Annotated in this window: 16 protein-coding genes and 3 pseudogenes; 7 read left to right on the top strand and 12 right to left on the bottom strand. The window is 70.0% G+C overall.

The genetic code is table 11. The annotated features are described in order from the left end of the window. Nucleotides 1-197: 197 nt before the first annotated feature. Nucleotides 198-1,292 (bottom strand): MerR family transcriptional regulator, encoded by a 1,095-nt coding sequence (locus ABZY11_RS33990; RefSeq protein WP_356482860.1) that lies wholly within the window; start codon nt 1,290-1,292, stop codon nt 198-200. A gap of 464 nt (nt 1,293-1,756) precedes the next feature. Between ABZY11_RS33990 and ABZY11_RS33995 the strand changes: the two genes are divergently transcribed. Continuing rightward, entirely contained in the window at nt 1,757-2,317 is a 561-nt protein-coding gene (locus tag ABZY11_RS33995) for a hypothetical protein (RefSeq protein WP_356482861.1), read from the top strand. Between the two features lie 137 nt (nt 2,318-2,454). Here the strand turns inward: ABZY11_RS33995 and ABZY11_RS34000 are convergent. From ABZY11_RS34000 to ABZY11_RS34010, 3 genes and pseudogenes are all read right to left on the bottom strand, one after another. Beyond that, nucleotides 2,455-2,553 (bottom strand): annotated as a pseudogene (locus ABZY11_RS34000) (HAD family hydrolase); the annotation flags it as partial. Between the two features lie 143 nt (nt 2,554-2,696). Next, nucleotides 2,697-3,470: a LuxR C-terminal-related transcriptional regulator gene (locus tag ABZY11_RS34005; RefSeq protein WP_356482862.1), complete on the bottom strand. Its 774-nt coding sequence runs from the start codon at nt 3,468-3,470 to the stop codon at nt 2,697-2,699. Nucleotides 3,471-3,501: 31 nt separating this feature from the next. Next, nucleotides 3,502-5,199, bottom strand: a complete 1,698-nt coding sequence (locus ABZY11_RS34010; RefSeq protein ID WP_356482875.1) for an amidohydrolase — start codon at nt 5,197-5,199, stop codon at nt 3,502-3,504. A gap of 625 nt (nt 5,200-5,824) precedes the next feature. Here ABZY11_RS34010 and ABZY11_RS34015 point away from each other — a divergent pair. Then, nucleotides 5,825-6,250 (top strand): annotated as a pseudogene (locus tag ABZY11_RS34015) (AAC(3) family N-acetyltransferase); the annotation flags it as partial. 36 nt (nt 6,251-6,286) lie between these two features. Here ABZY11_RS34015 and ABZY11_RS34020 read toward each other — a convergent pair. Continuing rightward, on the bottom strand, nt 6,287-6,544 hold the full coding sequence (locus ABZY11_RS34020) for a hypothetical protein (protein WP_356482863.1): 258 nt from the start codon (nt 6,542-6,544) through the stop codon (nt 6,287-6,289). 440 nt (nt 6,545-6,984) lie between these two features. Here ABZY11_RS34020 and ABZY11_RS34025 point away from each other — a divergent pair, with 440 nt between their 5' ends. Beyond that, nucleotides 6,985-7,152 carry a hypothetical protein gene (locus ABZY11_RS34025; protein WP_356482864.1) on the top strand — a complete coding sequence of 56 codons (168 nt, stop codon included), beginning with the start codon at nt 6,985-6,987 and terminating at the stop codon, nt 7,150-7,152. Nucleotides 7,153-7,680: 528 nt separating this feature from the next. Here ABZY11_RS34025 and ABZY11_RS34030 read toward each other — a convergent pair. Continuing rightward, nucleotides 7,681-8,577: a PaaX family transcriptional regulator C-terminal domain-containing protein gene (locus tag ABZY11_RS34030; protein ID WP_356482865.1), complete on the bottom strand. Its 897-nt coding sequence runs from the start codon at nt 8,575-8,577 to the stop codon at nt 7,681-7,683. On the opposite strand from ABZY11_RS34030, the pseudogene ABZY11_RS34035 reads away from it, so the two are divergent. Both ABZY11_RS34035 and ABZY11_RS34040 read left to right on the top strand, forming a co-directional pair. After that, nucleotides 8,576-8,980 (top strand): annotated as a pseudogene (locus ABZY11_RS34035) (GrpB family protein); the annotation flags it as partial. The gene ABZY11_RS34030 and the pseudogene ABZY11_RS34035 sit on opposite strands and share 2 nt — an antisense overlap. Before the next feature lie 14 nt (nt 8,981-8,994). Further along, on the top strand, nt 8,995-9,246 hold the full coding sequence (locus tag ABZY11_RS34040; RefSeq protein WP_356482866.1) for a GrpB family protein: 252 nt from the start codon (nt 8,995-8,997) through the stop codon (nt 9,244-9,246). Between the two features lie 149 nt (nt 9,247-9,395). Here the strand turns inward: ABZY11_RS34040 and ABZY11_RS34045 are convergent, their stop codons facing one another. Next, the gene (locus ABZY11_RS34045; RefSeq protein ID WP_356482867.1) at nt 9,396-10,244 is read right to left on the bottom strand and encodes an alpha/beta fold hydrolase; all 849 of its coding nucleotides are present in this window, start codon (nt 10,242-10,244) and stop codon (nt 9,396-9,398) included. A gap of 20 nt (nt 10,245-10,264) precedes the next feature. Beyond that, nucleotides 10,265-11,494 (bottom strand): saccharopine dehydrogenase NADP-binding domain-containing protein, encoded by a 1,230-nt coding sequence (locus tag ABZY11_RS34050; protein ID WP_356482868.1) that lies wholly within the window; start codon nt 11,492-11,494, stop codon nt 10,265-10,267. Between the two features lie 179 nt (nt 11,495-11,673). Here ABZY11_RS34050 and ABZY11_RS34055 point away from each other — a divergent pair, with 179 nt between their 5' ends. After that, complete coding sequence (locus ABZY11_RS34055; RefSeq protein ID WP_356482869.1) at nt 11,674-13,233, top strand: NAD(P)/FAD-dependent oxidoreductase; 1,560 nt, start codon at nt 11,674-11,676, stop codon at nt 13,231-13,233. Between the two features lie 71 nt (nt 13,234-13,304). Continuing rightward, nucleotides 13,305-13,790, top strand: coding sequence for a hypothetical protein (locus tag ABZY11_RS34060; RefSeq protein WP_356482870.1), 486 nt, complete (start codon nt 13,305-13,307; stop codon nt 13,788-13,790). Nucleotides 13,791-14,518: 728 nt separating this feature from the next. Here ABZY11_RS34060 and ABZY11_RS34065 read toward each other — a convergent pair. From ABZY11_RS34065 to ABZY11_RS34080, 4 genes are all read right to left on the bottom strand, one after another. Beyond that, nucleotides 14,519-15,583 (bottom strand): 2,3-butanediol dehydrogenase, encoded by a 1,065-nt coding sequence (locus tag ABZY11_RS34065; protein WP_356482871.1) that lies wholly within the window; start codon nt 15,581-15,583, stop codon nt 14,519-14,521. A gap of 29 nt (nt 15,584-15,612) precedes the next feature. Next, nucleotides 15,613-16,113 carry a hypothetical protein gene (locus ABZY11_RS34070; RefSeq protein ID WP_356482872.1) on the bottom strand — a complete coding sequence of 167 codons (501 nt, stop codon included), beginning with the start codon at nt 16,111-16,113 and terminating at the stop codon, nt 15,613-15,615. Between the two features lie 155 nt (nt 16,114-16,268). Beyond that, entirely contained in the window at nt 16,269-17,405 is a 1,137-nt protein-coding gene (locus tag ABZY11_RS34075) for a mandelate racemase/muconate lactonizing enzyme family protein (protein WP_356482873.1), read from the bottom strand. Nucleotides 17,406-17,459: 54 nt separating this feature from the next. Beyond that, on the bottom strand, nt 17,460-18,153 hold a 694-nt coding region (locus ABZY11_RS34080; RefSeq protein WP_356482874.1), incomplete at its 5' end, for an amidohydrolase family protein.

Here is an 18,153-nt window from a genome sequence, read left to right on the forward strand (position 1 = left end):
CGCATACCTCACACACCACGGAATACAGCCATTACGGCGAACGCGTCAGGGACTTCGAGAAGGTTCACCCCAACGGGCCGAAGTCAGTAACAGCGCCCCGGTCGAGAAGTCCGGGGCGCTGTCTGGTCGCTCGGGAGGCTGTGCCTCGATGTGGGCGACGATCCCAAGCGAGACCCGCGGAGCACCTTCCCCAATGATCAGTTCTCCAGGCGGACAGGCATCAGTATCGAATAGGTGTCCTCGGTATCGGTCCGGCGAATCGCCAGGGGCGCCGTAGGGGCGCCGAACTCCAGAACCAATTGGTTCCGGGCTCCGGCGGCGAGGGCATGCAGCAGGAACTCGCGGTTGACTGCGACATGGTCCTGATCGTCGTCTCCGTCTTCACAGACGGTCACCACACCGTCGGCCGCCACCTTGAGCACGATGAGATCGCAGGAAACTCCGTCCTGCTCCCGCACCTCGCTTGCACGGACAGGGCCGGTTTCCACCGCCTCCCGGAAGGCCGGGACATCGACAAGGGCACGGCGCCCTGCCGGCAGGCGGACGAGGCGACGGTAATCAGGAAAGTCCTGATCGTGGCACTGGCCGGCTGCCTGACGGCCCCCCGTGTCCAAGGCCACGCGGTCACCATCCACAGTGAGCTGAACTGATGCGTCGTCACTCAGCAGCGCCCGCATCGCGTCGGCGAGCGGGGAAGGCACTATGACCTGCACACGGGGCCCGCCATAGCCGGTGGTACCAGCTTGTGCGACAGCCATCCGGTACCGGTCGGTGGCCACGACACGGAGTTCGTCGCCCTCGATGTCGAACAGGACACCGCCGAGCATCGGCAGCTCCGGGTCGGTACTGGCGGCGAAGCGGACCGCGTCCAGCGCGGCGGCCAGCTCAGGTGCGGCGACAGCCGACCGGACGGTCGTGGTGCGGAGCGAAGTCATGGGGTTCTCCCTGCATTCGAGTAGCGCTCGGATCGTGAAGAACTCATCGCGGGCATCGGACAGCCCCAGTTCGAGACGGAGCAGATGCGCCTGGAGCAGCTTCCGCACCAGGTCGGTGTCCGAACCGGACCATCCGGCCAGTACCAGCCGAATGTCCGCCAACGGCATACCAGCCCGGCGCAGCCGGGCCAGCAATTGGGCCTCCTCAAACTGCTCGGGGCCGTACCAGCGGTAGCCGCTCACCGGATCCACCCAGGCCGGGACCAGCACGCCAGTGCCGTCGTAGAACCGCAAAGCGCTCACGCTCAGTCCACTGTCCCGGGCCATCTCACCAATACTGCGCATCTCGCTCTCCACACCCAGAACTCTGAGCCCTCCACCAGGTCGAGGGTCAACAGCCGGCGGACTCGAACACTGAACAGCGTGCGGGCAGCCGGGCCAGACCGGCCGACGGAGGTCGGGCCGGACGAACGGCCCGTGCGAAACGCGGGCAGGCCGACAGCGGCGCGCCGCAGACTGAAAACGCTGTCGGACGCGGCAGCGCGACGGTGCGCGTCTCGTGCGACCATCCCTCCTGGGCCGAGCAGCGTCTGCTGTCCGCGACCGCCGGCCGTGCGGCCGCGGTCGCCCACCTCAAGGCCCGCCTCCGGGCCTCCCGCGGGCCTCGGGCCCACTGCGCGTGCAGGACCGGGAGCTGCCACACGCACATCCGTCCCGCCGACCGGCATGAGCGTGGCGAACCACGCTGCGGTACCCCCGGGTTCGGAGCCGTCCTCGCAGCGTCCGGGGTGTTGTCCGAGGTGGCGGTTACGATCCCGGTCATGCGACTTGAAGATCAGCTGGACAGGCTGGCGGAACTGGGGCTGCCGCTCGCGGCCGGCCGGACCGTGGACGAGTTGTTGTACTCGTGGCCGCGGGAGGCGTACGAGCGCAAGCCATTCGACCTGGTGCTGTTCGCGCTGGGCTGCGCGGTCGAGGACGAGCCGTGGGAGCGGTGGTTCTGTGACCGGGCGTGGCACTTCGACACCGAGTGCGTCCGTGGCCGGGGTTCGTACGTGGCGATCGCCCGGCAGCTGTGCCGGATCGCCGGCCTGCCGGACGCGCTGTCCGGCCTGCGGGACCACGTCGACCTCGGCGCGGAGGAGGCGTGGATCGAGTACACGGCCGACGGCCGGCGGGTCAACTGGCCCATCGAAGTCAGGGACGACTGGGCCGACCTGATGGTGGTCGGCTATCTCATCGACGAGCTGGAACACGGGGACCGGCGCTTCCATGTCCGGCACAACGGCCAGGCCATGACGCTCTTCTTCCTCGACGACGCCGCGGCCGCACGGCTCAACGCGCTGACCGACGGACAGGCGGTCGCCCCCTTCCCCGGGTAGCGGGCTCCGCTCGCCCGGTACCTCCGCTCGCCACATAGGCCGGTACTAGGCAGGTACATGGACGCTGCGGTCGACACTCCAACGGCCCGCAGTTCTTCATCACGGTCGTCCCGGCGACCTGGCTGAGCGCCGGTTCGCGCGGCCGGGAAGACATCGTTCATGGGGTGATCACCGACGTAGACGGTGTCCCACGCCAGGGCTCGGGAAGCGTCGAGGACCCGCGCGAAGAAGTCGGCCGGCAGCGAAAGCTGAAGCGCATGGTCGCATGGTCCGGCACCCGTCCGAGGACGACGACAGCTGGCCCCTGCTTGAGGAGGCGAAACGCGTGACCCGCAAGAACACGCCTGTGGTCCAAGCGTTCTGCGCCGCCGGGCTTGTGTCAGCGGGAGGGTTCGATTCCCCAGGCGGCGGCTCGGGCGGCGGCTGCCGCACGGTTGGGAAGGTCGAGCTTGGCGAGGATGTGCTCGATGTGGGTCCCTACGGTGCGCGGCGTGATGTGCAGCCGCTCGGCGATCTCCCGGTTGGTGCGGCCGACGGTCAGTTCGGCCAGCACCTGGAGCTCCCGTGGCGAGAGTCCGCCGGGCCGCCGCGCGTCCACGGAGGGATCGGCCGCGGCGATCTCCTCGGGCGACGGGCCCGCGCAGGGGCCGACGGCCGCGGCGAGGGCCTCGGTGAGCAGGGTGACCACGGCGCGCGCCGGATCGGGCGTGCGCCGCAGCCTGCGGGTGCTGACGTTCAGCATGCCGACGTACCGGCCGTCGGCGGCGAAGAGGCACTGGGCCACGCCGTCCTCGATGCCGAGCGGACACAACACCTCCTGGAAGCCCGGGGATGCAGCCAGGAGCTGCCCGGGGACGTCCCTGAGCCAGAGACCGCCTCGGGCCGGGCTGCGGAGCACGGAAAACATCGGATCGTGGTGGAGACGGGTCTCGATGTAGGCCGTGGCTTCGTCCGGGTAGCTCCCGGCGAGGGTGGTGTGGCGCCGGCGCAGCGGGTCCCACCGGGTCAGGGAAGCGTGGTCGTACTCCATCACCTCTGACAGCGCCGCCAGGACCGTGTCGACGCCGGTCACGCCGCTCGTGGCGCTCCTGGCGGCCTCGCGGACGTGGACGGCCGCGTCCAGGATGTCCGCTGTGCTCCGCTCCGCTGCCATCGTCCAAGGATGATCAAGCGCCCGGAATACGTCAATCGCGAAGGGTGTCGTGCACGACCTGCCCGTCCATGACAGTGAGGACGACGGGCATCTCCGGGATGTCGTGGGGGTCGGCGGTGAGCAGGTCTCCGTCGAGCACACAGAGATCGGCGACCTTGCCCGGCTCCAGGGAGCCCTTCCAGTCGTCGGCGAAGTCCTGCCAGGCCGCGTCGATCGTGTACGTACGGATCGCCTCGGCCAGGCCGATGCGCTGCTCGGGGCCGCTGACCCGGCCGGTGGCCTTCGACTCGCGCAGCAGCATGGTGGCGACGCCCTGGCGCCAGTCCGGGTCTGTGACGGGGGCGTCGGACCCGCTCGCGACCCGCACGCCTGCGTCGATGGCATCGCGGTAGGGCCATGCGTACGCGGCCCGCTCGGCGCCGACGAAGTCCTCCTCCATGTCGGCGACCGTCCACTTGATGGTGGGGTTCATGTTGACGCCGAAGTCATGTGCGGCCAGCACCTTCATGCTGTGTGCGGTGAGGAAGTCGCCGTGGATGACGTAGTGGCGGGCGTCGGGCCGCGGGTGCTCGGCCATGGCCGCGGCGAAGGCGTCCGCGATGGTGTCGCTGGCCCGGTCACCAGTGACGTGCACGCCCAGCTGGTGCCCGGCGGCGTGGGCATACCGGATCATGGCGTCGATCTCGGCGGTCCGCTCGGCGTCGGTCTCGCCGCCGACGCACAGGGAGCCGCAGCCACCGCCGACGTACGGCTCGTGCATCCAGGCCGTCTTGTTGGGGACGATGCCGTCGGCGAAGATCTTGACCCCGTGGATCGCGAGACGGCGCGGGTCGGCGTCGCCGGTATCACCGAGGGCGGTGAGAGTCTGGGCGAACTCCTCGGCGGTGCTCGCCATTCCGGTGGGCAGGACCAGGACGCCGAGGCGGGCGGTGAGTTCACCGTCGGCCAGCAGCCGACGGTAGACGTCGAGGGTCTCCGCGCCGAGCGCGCCCCGCATGATGCCGTCGCCGCCGGGGCCGAGCCCGGGCTCGGTGTAGCTGGTCACTCCGAGGCGGGCGAGCGTGGTGAGGGCCGACCTGATCGCGTCGGTCCGCTCCTGTCGGCTCAGCGGCGGCAGCGCGTTCTGGACGAGGGCCTGGGCCCCCTCGTGGAGCAGCCCGGTCGGCTCCCCGGCTTCGTCCACGACGATGGCTCCGCCGGGCGGTGCGACGGTGTGCCGGTCGATCCCTATGAGTTCCAGTGCCTTGGAGTTGACCCAGGTGGCGTGCCCGGAGAAGGAGTACAGGACGACGGGGTGGTCCGGGCTCACGGCGTCGAGGTCGCGCCGAGAGGGCAGCCGCGACGGATCGGAGACGCACTCGTCGAGGTAACCGGGGTCCCAGCCGTGCCCCGTGATCCACTGCCCACCCGGAACTCGCCCGACGGCCTCCCGTACCGCCTCGGCCACGTCCGCGAGGCAGGACACGGCGGGATGGCCGAGGTCGAGGGAGAGCGGAGGCGTCGCCATGCCGAAGGCGCACCCGTGCAGATGGGAGTCGTTGATACCGGGAAGCAGTGTCGCCCCACGCAGGTCGACAACGCGGGTGCCGGGTCCGACGAGCGGCGCGACGTCGTCCCGCCCACCGACGGCACTGATGATCCCACCGGTCACCGCCAGGGCCGAGGCGACGGAGAACTCGGCATCGACCGTGACCACCCGCCCACCGAGAAACACCAGATCCGCATACATGTCCACAGAAGGGTCCTTTCGAAGATCGGGGCGCACCACGGCCACCCGCGAACGATCTCCCAAGAACTATGGCCACGCCGTTACCCCCGCACATCGGTCATCCCACCGATACGCGCTCCCGTAATGGCAGGCTGACGCCTTGTGCTCCGGATCGCGACGGGCTTGGGGAGGGCATGGTGCACGACCCACCCTCCACCCGCTGGTGCCAAGTCGCAGCTGGCTGCAGGGGGCACCACTGATAGTCGCCCTGATCTGCACGTTCACGCCTTGGTCGCGGTGTACAGAGTGACTGACCACGGCGGTGTCTCGTCCATGGGCCGATCACGTGTCAACCGCTCCGCTCCAGGGTCGTGCCTCACGCGGAACGACCCAGCTGACGGGGTGCGGCGGGCGCGATCGTGGCCACGACGGTGCCACGACCGCGCGGCGGTCGACGCGTTCGTCCGGGCACCGGCAGACGGCGCACCCATGCCGATCACACTGCCGGAGTTCGAGCTGGTCCTGGGCAACTCGCCCCATCGCAGCGGCATATCGACGCGCGTACGCCACCCGCCGCTCACCGGCGCGGCCGCAGGCTCGGTTCCATGGACGAGAAGGAACTGATCGAACGCGCCAACGGCCGGGCCCGTGGGACGATCCGCACGGCCCGGACAGCCCACTGGCGCGGCTCGCGGCGAGCGGCGGCCGCGTCCTGCTGCTGGGCGCGCCCCTGGACTCGCTCACACTGCTGCACCACGCCGAGGCGCTGGCCGAAGCCCCCGGCAAGCAGTACGTCGAGTACGAGCAGCCGATCACGGTCGAAGGGCGCCGGGTGTGGCGCCGGTTCCGGGACGTCGACACCGGGACGGAGGCGTACGACCACGGGCGCGTGGTGCCCGATGGCGCCTGGCCGTTCACGGTCACCGCCGAGGCCATGCTCGCCGACGGCATCGGCCGCACCGGACTCGTCGGCGCTGCCGACAGCCACCTCTTCGAGGCACCGGACGTGGTCCGATGCGACGTGGAGTGGATCGAGACCGAGCTGGGGACAGCAGCGCGCGACGGCAACTGAACACCGCCGCGCCCGCCGTCCGTCTCCCGGTCCCGGTCAGACCGCCGCGTCGCCGGTGCCCGCCTTCGCGCGGATGTCACGACGCAGCCGTCCACCCGCCACCCCGAGCAGCGCCTCCTGTTGCGGACCGTGGCCGTACGGCACGACCTCCAGGTCGGCCACGAGACCGGTCAGCGCCCCGGAGTCTGCCAGCACGTGCGCGTACCGGTGGGCCAGGAACTGCTTGCAGCGACGGTACGCCTTCGGACGGACCGCGACCCGGCGCGCGACCTCAGCCGCGTTCGTCTCCGACACCACCAACCACGGCGCCCGCCGCAACAGCAAACCGTCGCCCCCGGGCGGGCCGCGAACGCCCGGGCCACCGCCTCCCACTCGTCCGGCACATACAGCTCGGACGGACCGCCGGCGATGTGCGCGACCGCCTCGGCATGCAGGTGGTGGGGCGTGCCGGCCTCCATGCTGGTGTCCGCCCAAGGACCGGACACCGAACCGAGAACCACCCCGGACACGGAAGCGAAGACTCCCAAATTTCGAGGGCCCAACAGCCCCTTTGAGTACGGGCCGACAGCGACGAAAGACGATGTCGCCCCGGGGTCGGGGGAACTGATGCCCAGTTGGCGGGCAAGCGGTCTCACCATGAGTTCGGACGGCTCTATGAGGGGCGCACCACGAACCGGATATGGGGGCAATCTGTGAGCATTCGTGGGCCCGCAACGGAACCCCCTGGGAGAGCAATGACCATTCGAGCCGCCCTCGCCGCCACTGCCCTGGCCCTGACCTGCCTCGTCACCGGCGCCGGCAGCGCTGCCGCGGACGACATCGACTTCGGCGACTCCAACGTGAACATCCTGCCCATCCAGATGTGCATGGGCAACGACTGCGGCTTCCCCACCGCCGACTAGGACGAGCGGCCACCCTTGCCATTACGGCGCCGACTCACAGCGGGAGGGGTGGCCAACGTATCGAACGGGGCCGCCGCCCGTGCCACCTGCCCCGGCGCGCTGCCTGATCAGCGCCCGCCCGCACTGGGCGGAGCGCGGCTGGAGCCTGGCGGGCCGGGTCGAGACCGCGTCCACCGAGGCGATCCTGCGGCGCTTCACCCGCAACGCCTCCCACCCCACCTACGCGGCGATGCTGGAGGCCGGACGCGCGCAGAAGACCAATCTTTCGGGAGTCTCCCCACAGGTCGGTGAACGCAGTGGGGAACATGCCGGGGCCTTCTGCTCGATGCGGTCGAGAGGTATTGATCACGGAGTTACGGATCACGCTGCGGTCGACGACGTGCATGGGGCCCTCGCAGGAGCCCGCACCGGACCTTCGCCGGTCCACCGGGCGACCGGGTGCCTGACGGGCCACGGACTACGGCCGGCTCATGGTCACGGGACGGTGTCGGACGCCGAGGGCCCGCGAGCCAGTGGATGTCGCGGACCTCAGCTGTCGGCGGCTCCTGGGCGGACCACCTCGCGGTAGAGCTGGAAAAGGCTGACCCGCTCGCTCCCCTCCACGTGTTCCTCCAGAAGTGACCAGCACTGTGCGACGAGTTGACGGGCCTGGGTGCCGGGCCAGGGCTGGGGCAGCAGCTCCGGGGGCAGGAGGGGGTCGGGCTCCATGGCGCGGGTGAACTCGGCGGCCAGTTCGATCGCGATGGCCAGCCGCTGGGGACCGAGGAGATCGGCGTCCTCCCGGAGCCGGCGCAGCCGCGGTCGGGCGACGGAGGCAAGTCGCTGGTAGCGGTCGGCGATCTCGTCCTGCGGCCACAGGGCGCGGGCGAGTGCGGCGGGGTCGTGTTCGTTGCCCTGGCGCAGGTTGTCCGTCGTCAGTAGCGTGAGGTGGTCGAGGACATCGAGGTTACGGGCCTGGTCTTCGACGTAGGGCTCCCAGGCGTTGGCGCTCAAGTAGAGCCCGCCCTGCACGGCGGCGCCGCCGAGCCGGGTGAGTGCGGCCCGCAGGGCGTCGCGTGCGGTGCGGGCGGTCTCGGGGACCGCGAAGGCGACGAGGTGCCAGATGCCGTCCCAGGGTGCGAGGCCCGCGTCCTGCCGGAAGGCGTGCGCGACGAACTCGACGTCGGGCCCGAGCGCCTGCTCGGTCGCTCCGGTGGCCCGCAGGACTGCTTTGCGCCCCCTGCCTTCCTGGGTGAAGCGCCCCTCCGTCACCAGCCGCTTGACGCACAGCCGCACCTGTTGGTCGGTCATGCCGAGCAGCGGGGCGATGCCGTAGAGCTCGCCGGTGTCGACAGTGTGGTCGGTGCGGATCAGTGCCTCGACGAGCGTCCGGGTGGGGACCTGGACGGCCGGTTCCGGAGTGCGGGGTGAATCCGTTCCAGGCATGGGGTGGTGGGCCTTTCGAGCGTCGTCGAGATGGTTGGTCGGGGTGCTGCGTGGGCTGCCGAGTCGGGATGACGAATCGAGGAGCGATCGGGATCGATTCGATCGTTTACGAAATAGAGTAGCTTCGGCTCATGGGTACCGAGAGTGGTGCCGACTGCCCGACCAGGTCCTGATCGGGGGCCACGAGGCGAGGCCGATCGTTGTGGTCGCCCCCGATCAGGACTGTGGCAACCGGTTCGTCGCGCTCGTTACAAGAGTTCGCCGTGCGCTCGGGGAGATGGCGCGGATCGAGCACATCGGGTCGACCTCGGTGCCGGGGCCGGCGGCGAAACCGATCATCGACATGCTTCTGATCGTCGATGACGCCGACGAGGAGGCTTTCGTCCCGGCACTCGTGGCAGAGGGGTCGAACTGCGGGTGCGCGAGAGAGGCCACCGGATGCTGCGCACTCCCGAGCGCGATGCGCACCTGCATGTCTACGGCGAGGGCGCGGAAGAGATTCGGGACTACCGGGATCTGCGCGCCCGGCCGCGCCACGACCGGGCGGACCGGGACAGGTACGCGGCGAAGAAGCATGAGCTCGCCAAGGAGGAGTGGCCGGACACGAACGACCACGCCCGGGCCGAGGACGGTGTGGTCGCGCTGGTGCTCGCGCACGCCCGCGCGTGACGTGCCGGTTCGGTGTGATCACGGCCCGGCATGTGGGGTGCTCGGGCACGCCCGCGCGTGGCGCGACGACGGGCGTGCGCAGGGCGGCCGGGGCCGGGACTCCTGCGCGTCGCTCCCGCCGCCGGGCCCTCACGCTCGCGCGACGCGCTTCACAGGTCGTTCCAGAAAGAGCTGAGCAGAGCGGCTGTCTCGTCGGTGCGCTCGATCTGTGGCAGGTGACCGGTTCGCGGGAAGAGATGGGTGCGTGCCCGGGGCAGGGCGGACGCGGCGTTGATGAGGTGACGGGCGGGGAGGATGCGGTCGTGGGTGCCCCAGGCGACGAGTGTCGGGGTATCGAGCGCCGAGACCTCCGCCAGCAGCTCCGTACGCCAGCCGGAACGTACGCCGCGCCAGGAACCGAGCTCGCGGGCCACCTGCCGCAGCGTCCGGGCAGCCCCTTCGCGGCGGGCGAGAGCAAGTGCCGCGGCGATCCGTTCGGGGGTCGCGAAGTCCGGATCGTGGAAGAGGGAACGCTCCGTCAACCGCGCGTTCGCCTCATCGGGGCGCAGGAGCAGCCGCCAGAGCAGCGGCAGGTCGAGGATGCGCAGCGCCCAGGTGGTCTCGCGGCCGAATCCAGCGCTGTTGAGCAGCGTCAGCGAGGACACGCGCGCGGGGGCATGTGCGGTGAGCTGCATCGCGATGGCGCCACCGAGGGAATTGCCCACCATGTGTACGGCGGACGTGAGGCCGAGCCGGTCGAGCACCCGCTCGACGTGCCCGGCCAGTGAGGCGAGCCGGCAGTCCGGCAGGGGCTGCGACCCGCCGAACCCGGGGACGTCGATCGCGATGAGCCGGTGATCGGGCAGGGCGGCCTGGAGCGGTGCCCAGTCCGCCAGGCTGCGGTCCAGGCCGTGCAGCAGAAGCACCGGGGGGCCACTGCCCGTCGCGGTGTAGCGGACGGCACGTCCCGCGACGTCGACGAACTCGGTGGGGGGCGTGGTGACTTCTTTCGATGGCACGTCGTATCTCCTGTCGCGCTTCACTCGGCCGGGGTCACGTCGATGATCACGCCATCGCGAGGGCCGTCGTCGCCGGGCAGGTCGGGCACATGACGTGCCAGGTCGAGGAAGAAGCGTTCGGCGTCGATGGCTGTCTCCGGCGGGTGGACGCCGAGGTGGCCACCGGTGCCGTCCAGTAGTTGCGCAAGCCCCAGCGCCAGGGGCAGACCGGTCGCCTCCGCCATGTCGTTGAGCAGCGCCGAGGCACCGGGCGTATCGGCGAGCCGGGCCAGAGCGGTGACGCGGCGGCCGTCGCGGGTGCCCGTGGCGGTGGCGAAGAACGGGGGCAGTGATCCGGGCCCCTTACGGGTCATGGCGCCCGCAGTGGCCCGCAGCGCGCGGGACGCCGACGGCTTGGCCAGATCGGCCGCCGCGGTCTCGTTGGTGAGTTTCCCGGCGTCGATGTCGCGGCGCAGGACATCGAGGTAGGCCACCGTGCCCGCGGTGACGACCATGAGGTTGGCGGCCTCGCCGGCCGGCCGGAAACTGCGGTGCAGAGTGACCGGCTCGGGGTGGCCGACGGTGTAGGCCGTGCCGGAGTGTCCGGCCGATACGGAGAGCGCGACCGGCAGGAGTGGCCGCCGGTGGACGAGTCGGCCGTCGCTGACCACCGCCACTTCCCCGCTGATCTGCTCCATCCAGTGCACGGCGGCCGCGCTGGGGCGCCCGTCGGGGTCGCTCAGCTGCTCGTCGTCCCCGCCAGTGCCGGAGACGTCGACGGGCCATGCGGTGTACAGGTCCTGGACATGGTCCAGTTGCCGGACGGCGCGTGTGGCCAGCAGATTGCTGACACCGGGGCTGGCGCCCATTCCCACCACGGCGCGGACGCCGGCGGCCCGGGCCTCCTCGTCGAGGCCGAGCATCTGCAAGGTCGGTTCCCAGTCGTCGCAGATGTCCAGGTAGTGGGTCCCGGTCGCGATCGCGGCCCGCAGCACGGTCAGGCCGAAGCGGTAGTACGGGCCAACGGTGTTGAGCACGACGTCCGCGCCCTCCAGAGCGGCGTGCAGGCCGCCGCTGTCGGTCACATCCACCGTGAGCGCCCGCATCGGCGCGCCACCCGTGCCGTCCTCGGCGAGCCGGCAGACCAGTGTCCGAGCCGCCTCCAGGTGCCGGTCGGCCACCACGATCTCGGTGACGCCGGGGAGTCCGGCCGCCACACGTACCGCCACGGCACCCATCGCTCCGGGTCCGCCGAGAGCCAGAATCCTCATCCCGCACTCCATTCATCACGTGCAATACGATCGTAGGCTATACGATCGTATTCGAAGTGAGCGACCATTGTTGGAGGAGGATCATGACCGACCCGCACAGCACGGATCCGGCCCCCCATGGGCCGGTCGCGGCGCGGCATCGGCGTACCGGGCCGGGCGGCGCCTCACCCGAACGTCACGTGTCCGTCGTTATCGTCGGCGCCGGATTTGCGGGCCTCGGCACAGCCGTCCGGCTGCTGCAGGAGGGCTACCGCGACCTGCTGATACTGGAGCGGGCCGATGAAGTCGGCGGCACATGGCGGGACAACGCCTATCCCGGGTGTGCCTGCGACGTACCCTCGCGCCTGTACTCGTTCTCGTTCGCACCCAACCCCACCTGGAGCAGGCGCTTCGCGCCTCAGGAAGAGATCGAGCGGTACCTGAAGCGCTGCGTCGACGAATACGACCTGACGCCCTGTCTTCGGCTCGGCTGCGAGCTGCAGCGTGCCACCTGGGACCCTCGGCTGCTGCGCTGGGAGCTGGAAACCAGCACCGGACCACTCAGCGCCGGGCTGGTGGTGATGGCCCAAGGACCCCTTTCGGAGCCGGCCATCCCCTCCCTGCCCGGCCTGAAGGGTTTCACCGGAGAGTTGTTCCACTCCGCCCGGTGGAGGCACGACCTGGACCTGTCGGCCCAGCGAGTCGGCGTGCTCGGGACCGGTGCAAGCGCCGTCCAGTTCATCCCCCATCTGCAGCGCACGGCCAAGCATGTGACGGTCTTTCAGCGCACTCCGTCCTGGATCGCCCCGCGCCGGGACCGTCCGGTCCCGGAATGGCAGCGTCGCCTGTTCCGGCTGGCTCCGCCGGTGCAGCGACTGGCGCGAGGCTGGGAGTACATGGCTCGGGAGACGACTTTGCCGGCACTGCTCGGCAACCGCACCATGGCCGCTCTGGGGCGTCGGGAGGCACTGGCCCATCTGCACCGCCAGGTCAATGATCCTGAGCTGCGGTCCAAGCTGACCCCGGACTACGCGTTGGGTTGCAAGCGGGTCCTGCTGTCCGACGACTACTACCCGGCACTGGTTCAACCCAACGTCCAGGTCGTCACCGACCCGATCGCGAGCATCGGACCGAACGCCGTCCTCACCACGCCGGGCGGCGCGCAGGCCGCACCCGGTGGCACGGCACCCGCCGACACCGCGCATCCCGTGGACGTACTGATCCTCGGAACCGGATTCCGTGTCACCGACGCCTCCTACGCGCAGCGCGTCATAGGTGATGACGGGCGGTCCCTGTACGAGGTCTGGCAGGGCAGCCCACAGGCATACCTCGGCACGACCGTCGCGGGATTCCCCAACCTGTTCCTGATGGCAGGCCCCAACACGGGCGTGGGACACACCAGCCTCATCTACATGATCGAGTCACAGATCAACTACCTCATCAGCGCCCTGCGGCTGATGCGCAGCCGCAGCCTGGGGGCCGTGGATGTGCGCGCGAAGACGCAGCACGCGTACAACGCCGAACTGCAGAACCGGATGGCTCCCACCGTCTGGGCCTCGGGCGGCTGCTCCGGCTGGTACCAGGACCGCACGGGCCGTGTCACCACCATCTGGCCCGCGCCGACCTGGCGGTTTCGCCGTCGCACCCGAGCCATCGAGCCGAAGGAGTACGTGCTGACGGCATCGCGCGACGCCCCGAACCGGCAGGTGTCCGGCGGGCCCGACCGCGTGGGCGCCGGCGAAGCGCAGCCGGGGTCATGAGTAGTCCTCGCCGCCCCCGGGCGATCGGTTGCACGTGCGGCCACCGGAGACTTCTGTCCAAGGAGTCGTTGGTGTCCACGGCACTGAGCCGCACCCCGGCCACCCGGCTCTTCGCCTTCGAGGCGCTGAGCACCGTACTGTTCGCGGTGCCCATGCTGGTGGTCACCACAGCAGGCCATCCCAGAGTGCCCGAGTGGGCCCAGTTACTGGGGCTGGCCCTGCTCCTCACGATGATCGGCGCGCTGGTACGTACGTGTCGCCTGACCATCGCCGATGGGCTGAAGCTGACCACCCGTGGAACCACCGGGCCGGGCGAGGGCGTGACCAGGCGACTGCGCCAACAGTCCTTGGCGGAGAGGCGGTTGGGGTGGCTGCTGGTTCTGTATCCGGCCGCGCTGGTGATCCTGCTACCGGTCCCCGCCACCTGGGTGCGCTTCTGGTTCTGGTCCACGCTGCTTCTCGGCCTGTCCGCGATGCTCTCACTCTGCATGCTGCTGCGCGGCGCGGGCCACGCCGACTGCCGACAGGAAGGGCTCCTGAACGCCTTGGGCCCGTAGCGCCGGACCAAGCCGCCCCGAGTGGGGTACACACAGGAGTGTTCTGCGGTCCCGACACAATCGGACGACACAGCTCGGCACGTTCACCGGTGGGCTCGTAACACGTAGGTCGTCAGCTCGATTCCGACGGGCAACCCCGGAAAGGCCCAGGTCGTTCGGACGACGACCTGGGCCTTTTACGATGCCGCAGCCTTCGCCGGTCGGCTTGCGGAGTCACGCTGGGCGTCACGCCTGAGCACCCGCGCGGCGATCACCTGTACGCGGACAGCGATCCACTGGCCCTGCTTGCGCTCGGGATGTACGGCGGGGCGCAGCTCCCCGCCCCCGACGACTCCTCCCCCTCAGGCTCCCAGCGGCACTCGGGCCCGGTCGATGCCCAGTCGGCTGCGTCCAGCGGCAACGAGGGGGCAGTGGCGGGCTCAGCAGGCCCAGCACGGGACCATCCCTCCCCTCGCCAGAACGGAGTTCTGACCGACTGAACCCGACGGCACCTGGGGCGCGGGCGGCTCGGTCGTCCGCCACGCCGACCTCGTTGCCCTGTCCCGGAAGGAACGCGCGAACGTGACGGAAGCCCGGGCCCAAAAGTACTGCCGTCGAATTCCCCGCCTGCTCGGCGGGAGACGACGGAAGTGTGGCGGCAGGGTCCGGTCGGAAAGCTCGTCACTGTCAGCCTCCGGGTGTGAGGCGGTGCTGAACGAGCCCAGCCCATGGCCGGGTCTGCCGCCGTGTCAGGAGTGGGGGTCCACCAAGATCTTGACGGCCGTCTCGTTGTGGTGGATCAGGGTCTCGAAGCCTTCGGTCACGAGGTCGTCCAAGCCGATGGTCCTGGTGATGAACGGCGCCAGGTCGATGCGCCCTTCCTGTACGAGCTTGATGGTTTGCGGATGGGAGTTGACGTAGGCGATCGTGCCGCGCAGGTCGACCTCCTTGAGGACGAGCTTCTGCATGTCGAGCGACGCCGGCTTGCCCCAGATCGAGATGACGGTGATGACGCCGCCGGGCCTGATGGCGTCCAACAGCGTGTCGAGGACGACGTTGACGGACGTGGCCTCGAAAGCGACGTCCGCACCCTTGCCGCCGGTGAGGCGCCGGACCTCCTCGACGGCATTGGTGGCAGCGGGGTCGATGACGTGGTCGGCGACCCCGGTGTCCAACGCCTTCTGCCGGCGCAACGAGCTGAGCTCGGTGACCGCAACCTCGACACCCATCGCCTTGAGCACCGCGCAGGTGAGCAGCCCGATAGGGCCGGCGCCGCCGACGAGAGCGAAGTCGCCCGCCTTCGCGCCCGAGCGCTGGAACGCGTGGTATCCCACCGACAGTGGCTCGATGAGTGCCGCCTGGTCCAGCGGGATGTCTCCGACCGGGTGGACCCACCGGCGTTCGACGACGATCTTCTCCGCGAGCCCGCCGCCGCGGCCGCCCAGCCCGATGAAGTTCATGTCGGGCGAGATGTGATAGGTCGGGTTGTTCTTGCTCGTGTCGACGTCGGGGCGCAGGATGTACGGCTCGACCACGACGCGGTCGCCCGACTTCAGGCCCTCGACACCATCGCCCACCGCGTAGACAACGCCGGACATCTCGTGACCCAGCGTCACGGGGGCGGACTCGCCCGAAACCGGGTGCGGATGGCCGGCCGGCGGAACAAAGATCGGTCCGTCAAGGTACTCATGCAGGTCGGTGCCGCAGATCCCGCAATACGCGACGTCGATGCCCACCGTGCCCGGTCGTACGGTGGGCTCCGGGACGTCCTCGATGCGGATGTCACCGCGGTCGTAATAGCGTGCAGCCTTCACTTGGGCCGACTCCTTCGTCTGGTTTCTTCTCACGCCTCGTGTCGAACCTTGCCGTGGAATGATGTTCGCGCCTCGCGCGACACATTCACGTCAATAGCCAACAGTACGTTCAATACGGACAGACGCTCGCGTCGACCTCCTGGGCCCAAGGGCGCTCCCTGTTTCTGCCGTACCGTGCACGCACCCCGGATGTACGCGGCACGGGCCCGGCAGTCGGCCGGCCGGTGCCCGGGTCCCCAGTACCGCTTGCACTGCTTGACGGCCGCCGCGCGGTTCTTGTCGCTGCGGGTCCGGTTCACCGCGCGGCGCAGTGGATCCTTCGCGGTCTGTCCGGGCACCTTCTTCGCCGACATGTACGGCTTGGCGTCTTGCGGGACGAGGAACGCCCGACGAATGTGCGCGGCCTCGGCCTGCTCCGTTGCGCCCTGCTTCGCGCTCAGGGTGAACGGGGTGAGGTAAACGCTGATCGCCCGTTTCTTGCAAGTCGGGACCGTGTGGCGTGGCCTGCATGATGGATACGCGAAGATCACCGCCGGGCAGATGTACCGCTACTACGTGAACCAGGTCGTCGTCGGTGAGGACGTCGTCCCGCCTCACCGCGCGTGAGGAGGAGGTGCTCGCCCGGCCCGTCGCGGGGCCCGGCAGCGAGCGGATCGCCCGCCGCCAGCGGCGCCCGCACACGGCGTCAGACGGTGAGGAGGTGCTCGGCGTCGGCGTAGCGGGCGAGCTTGTCCGGGTCCACCTCGATCCCCAGGCCGGGTTCCTCAGGAATGCTGAGCATGCCGTCCTCATCGAGCTGCCAGGGACGCGCGGTGATGTCGTCGATGTAGGGCGAGCCGGTTACGTACTCGACGAGATCGGTGTCGGGCAACGCCGAGGCGATCTGGAGGTCGGCTGCGAGTCCGATCGCTGTGTTCCACCCGTGCGGCACGAGTTTGACGCCGTGGTCGTGCGCAGCCCAGCCGATGCGCCGCAGCTCGCTGATGCCGCCCACCTTCGTGACGTCGGGCTGGACGATGTCGAGCGCGCCGGCCTCGATCCAGGGGTGGAACGACTGCCGTCGGGTGAGCACCTCGCCTCCGGAGATGGCGACTGGCGCGTGCCTGCGCAGCTGAGCGTAGTCTTCCAACGCGTCCGGAGGCAGCGGCTCCTCGAACCAGGCAACGCCGTAGTCGTCGAGCATGCGTGCGGTGCGCAGCGCCCACTTGTACCCCTGGCTCCACGCGCTGTCGCTGGCGCCCGCGTCGACCATCAGCGCCGCCTCGGTCCCGACGGCCTCGCGCGCGGCGGCGACGATGCGCTCGTCGAGACCGGAGTCGTGGCGGCCGAACGGACCCCAGCCGATCTTGAAGGCCGTCCAGCCCGCTTCGCGCAGCGCGAGCAGATGATCCCGCAGGGGCTCGGGCCGGTCCATCAGCAGGGAGGCGTACGGGCGGACCCGGTCGCGGTACCTTCCGCCGAGAAGGCGCCCGACTGGCTGGCCTGTTGCTTTGCCGAGGAGGTCCCACAGCGCGGTGTCGACGCCGCTGATCGCGTGAGTGACTGCACCGCCTCGCCCCAGCCAGAAGGTGGCGCGGTGCAGCCGCTCGCTGGTGCGCTCGGGTTCGAGTGCGTTCGCCCCTATCAGCAAGGGGCGCAGTACTTCCAGCGCGCCGCGCACCAGGTGCTCGCTGGTGAAGACACTGCCGATGCCCGCGTGTCCGTCCTCCGTGTGGACGGCGACGAGGGTGTGCACGACGTCGTCCTGCGCCAGCTCTTCTTGCCAACCGCCCTCCGGCGTCGCGCCGCGCAGTCCGGTCGCCCTGACGTCAACGATCTTCATGGTGTCCTTTCGTATGGTGCGCGCGGACTTGGAGGAGCGCGCGCACGGGATGGTTCAGCGCCCGGACAGGTAGCGGCCGGGACGGGTGCCTAGGTGCTGGCCGTGGTGCACGACCAGTTCGCCGTTGACCAGCACGTGCGGAACACCGACCGCGTATGTGCCGGTGAAGGCGAACGTGTCCTGCGCGGCGAGGGCCGAGAGGTCGAGCACGGTCAGGTCGGCGTGCTGCCCGGGTCGGATACGACCACGCTCGGACAGCCGGAAGTGGTCGGCGACCATCGAGGTCATCTTGCGCACTGCCTCCTCCAGGCCGAGGGTTCCGGCGCGCAGCACGTGGTGGGCGAGATAGTGAAGGTGGCCCGTGAAGAACAGCGGATGGCGGGTCCGCGCCGCGAGCGGGCCCTCGGTGCGGCTGGTGAAGCCGTCCACGCCGAGGCAGAACAGTGGGTGCGCGACCGCCTCGGCGACATGCTCGGGCGTGAACAGCCGTCCCATGAGCTGCACGGTCGGCATGTCGGACCCCGCCGCCCGCAGGACGTCGAAGAGCGCGTCCCAGCAGTCCTGGCCGCGCAGCGCGGCGATCTCGGGGAAGGGCAGGCCTTCCAGCTCCGGTGTCGCAGGGCTGGTCGCGAGGACGACCCTCTCCCATTGGCCCTTGTGCACGAACCGCCAGTAGCGGTCGCAGTCCTGGCGCAGCCGCCGCCGCACGTCGGGGTCGCCGAGCCGGCGCGCCGCGTGCGCGGGGCCG

Source organism: Streptomyces sp. NPDC006510, assembly GCF_040611955.1.
Classification (GTDB): Bacteria; Actinomycetota; Actinomycetes; order Streptomycetales; family Streptomycetaceae; genus Streptomyces.

Coding starts and splice junctions, on each gene's coding strand:
- ABZY11_RS34010 (WP_356482875.1), bottom strand. CDS start 5,199: ATGTATGCGGATCTGGTGTTTCTCGGTGGGCGGGTGGTCACGGTCGAT.
- ABZY11_RS34025 (WP_356482864.1), top strand. CDS start 6,985: ATGACCATTCGAGCCGCCCTCGCCGCCACTGCCCTGGCCCTGACCTGC.
- ABZY11_RS33995 (WP_356482861.1), top strand. CDS start 1,757: ATGCGACTTGAAGATCAGCTGGACAGGCTGGCGGAACTGGGGCTGCCG.
- ABZY11_RS34075 (WP_356482873.1), bottom strand. CDS start 17,405: ATGAAGATCGTTGACGTCAGGGCGACCGGACTGCGCGGCGCGACGCCG.
- ABZY11_RS34005 (WP_356482862.1), bottom strand. CDS start 3,470: ATGGCAGCGGAGCGGAGCACAGCGGACATCCTGGACGCGGCCGTCCAC.
- ABZY11_RS34030 (WP_356482865.1), bottom strand. CDS start 8,577: ATGCCTGGAACGGATTCACCCCGCACTCCGGAACCGGCCGTCCAGGTC.
- ABZY11_RS34050 (WP_356482868.1), bottom strand. CDS start 11,494: ATGAGGATTCTGGCTCTCGGCGGACCCGGAGCGATGGGTGCCGTGGCG.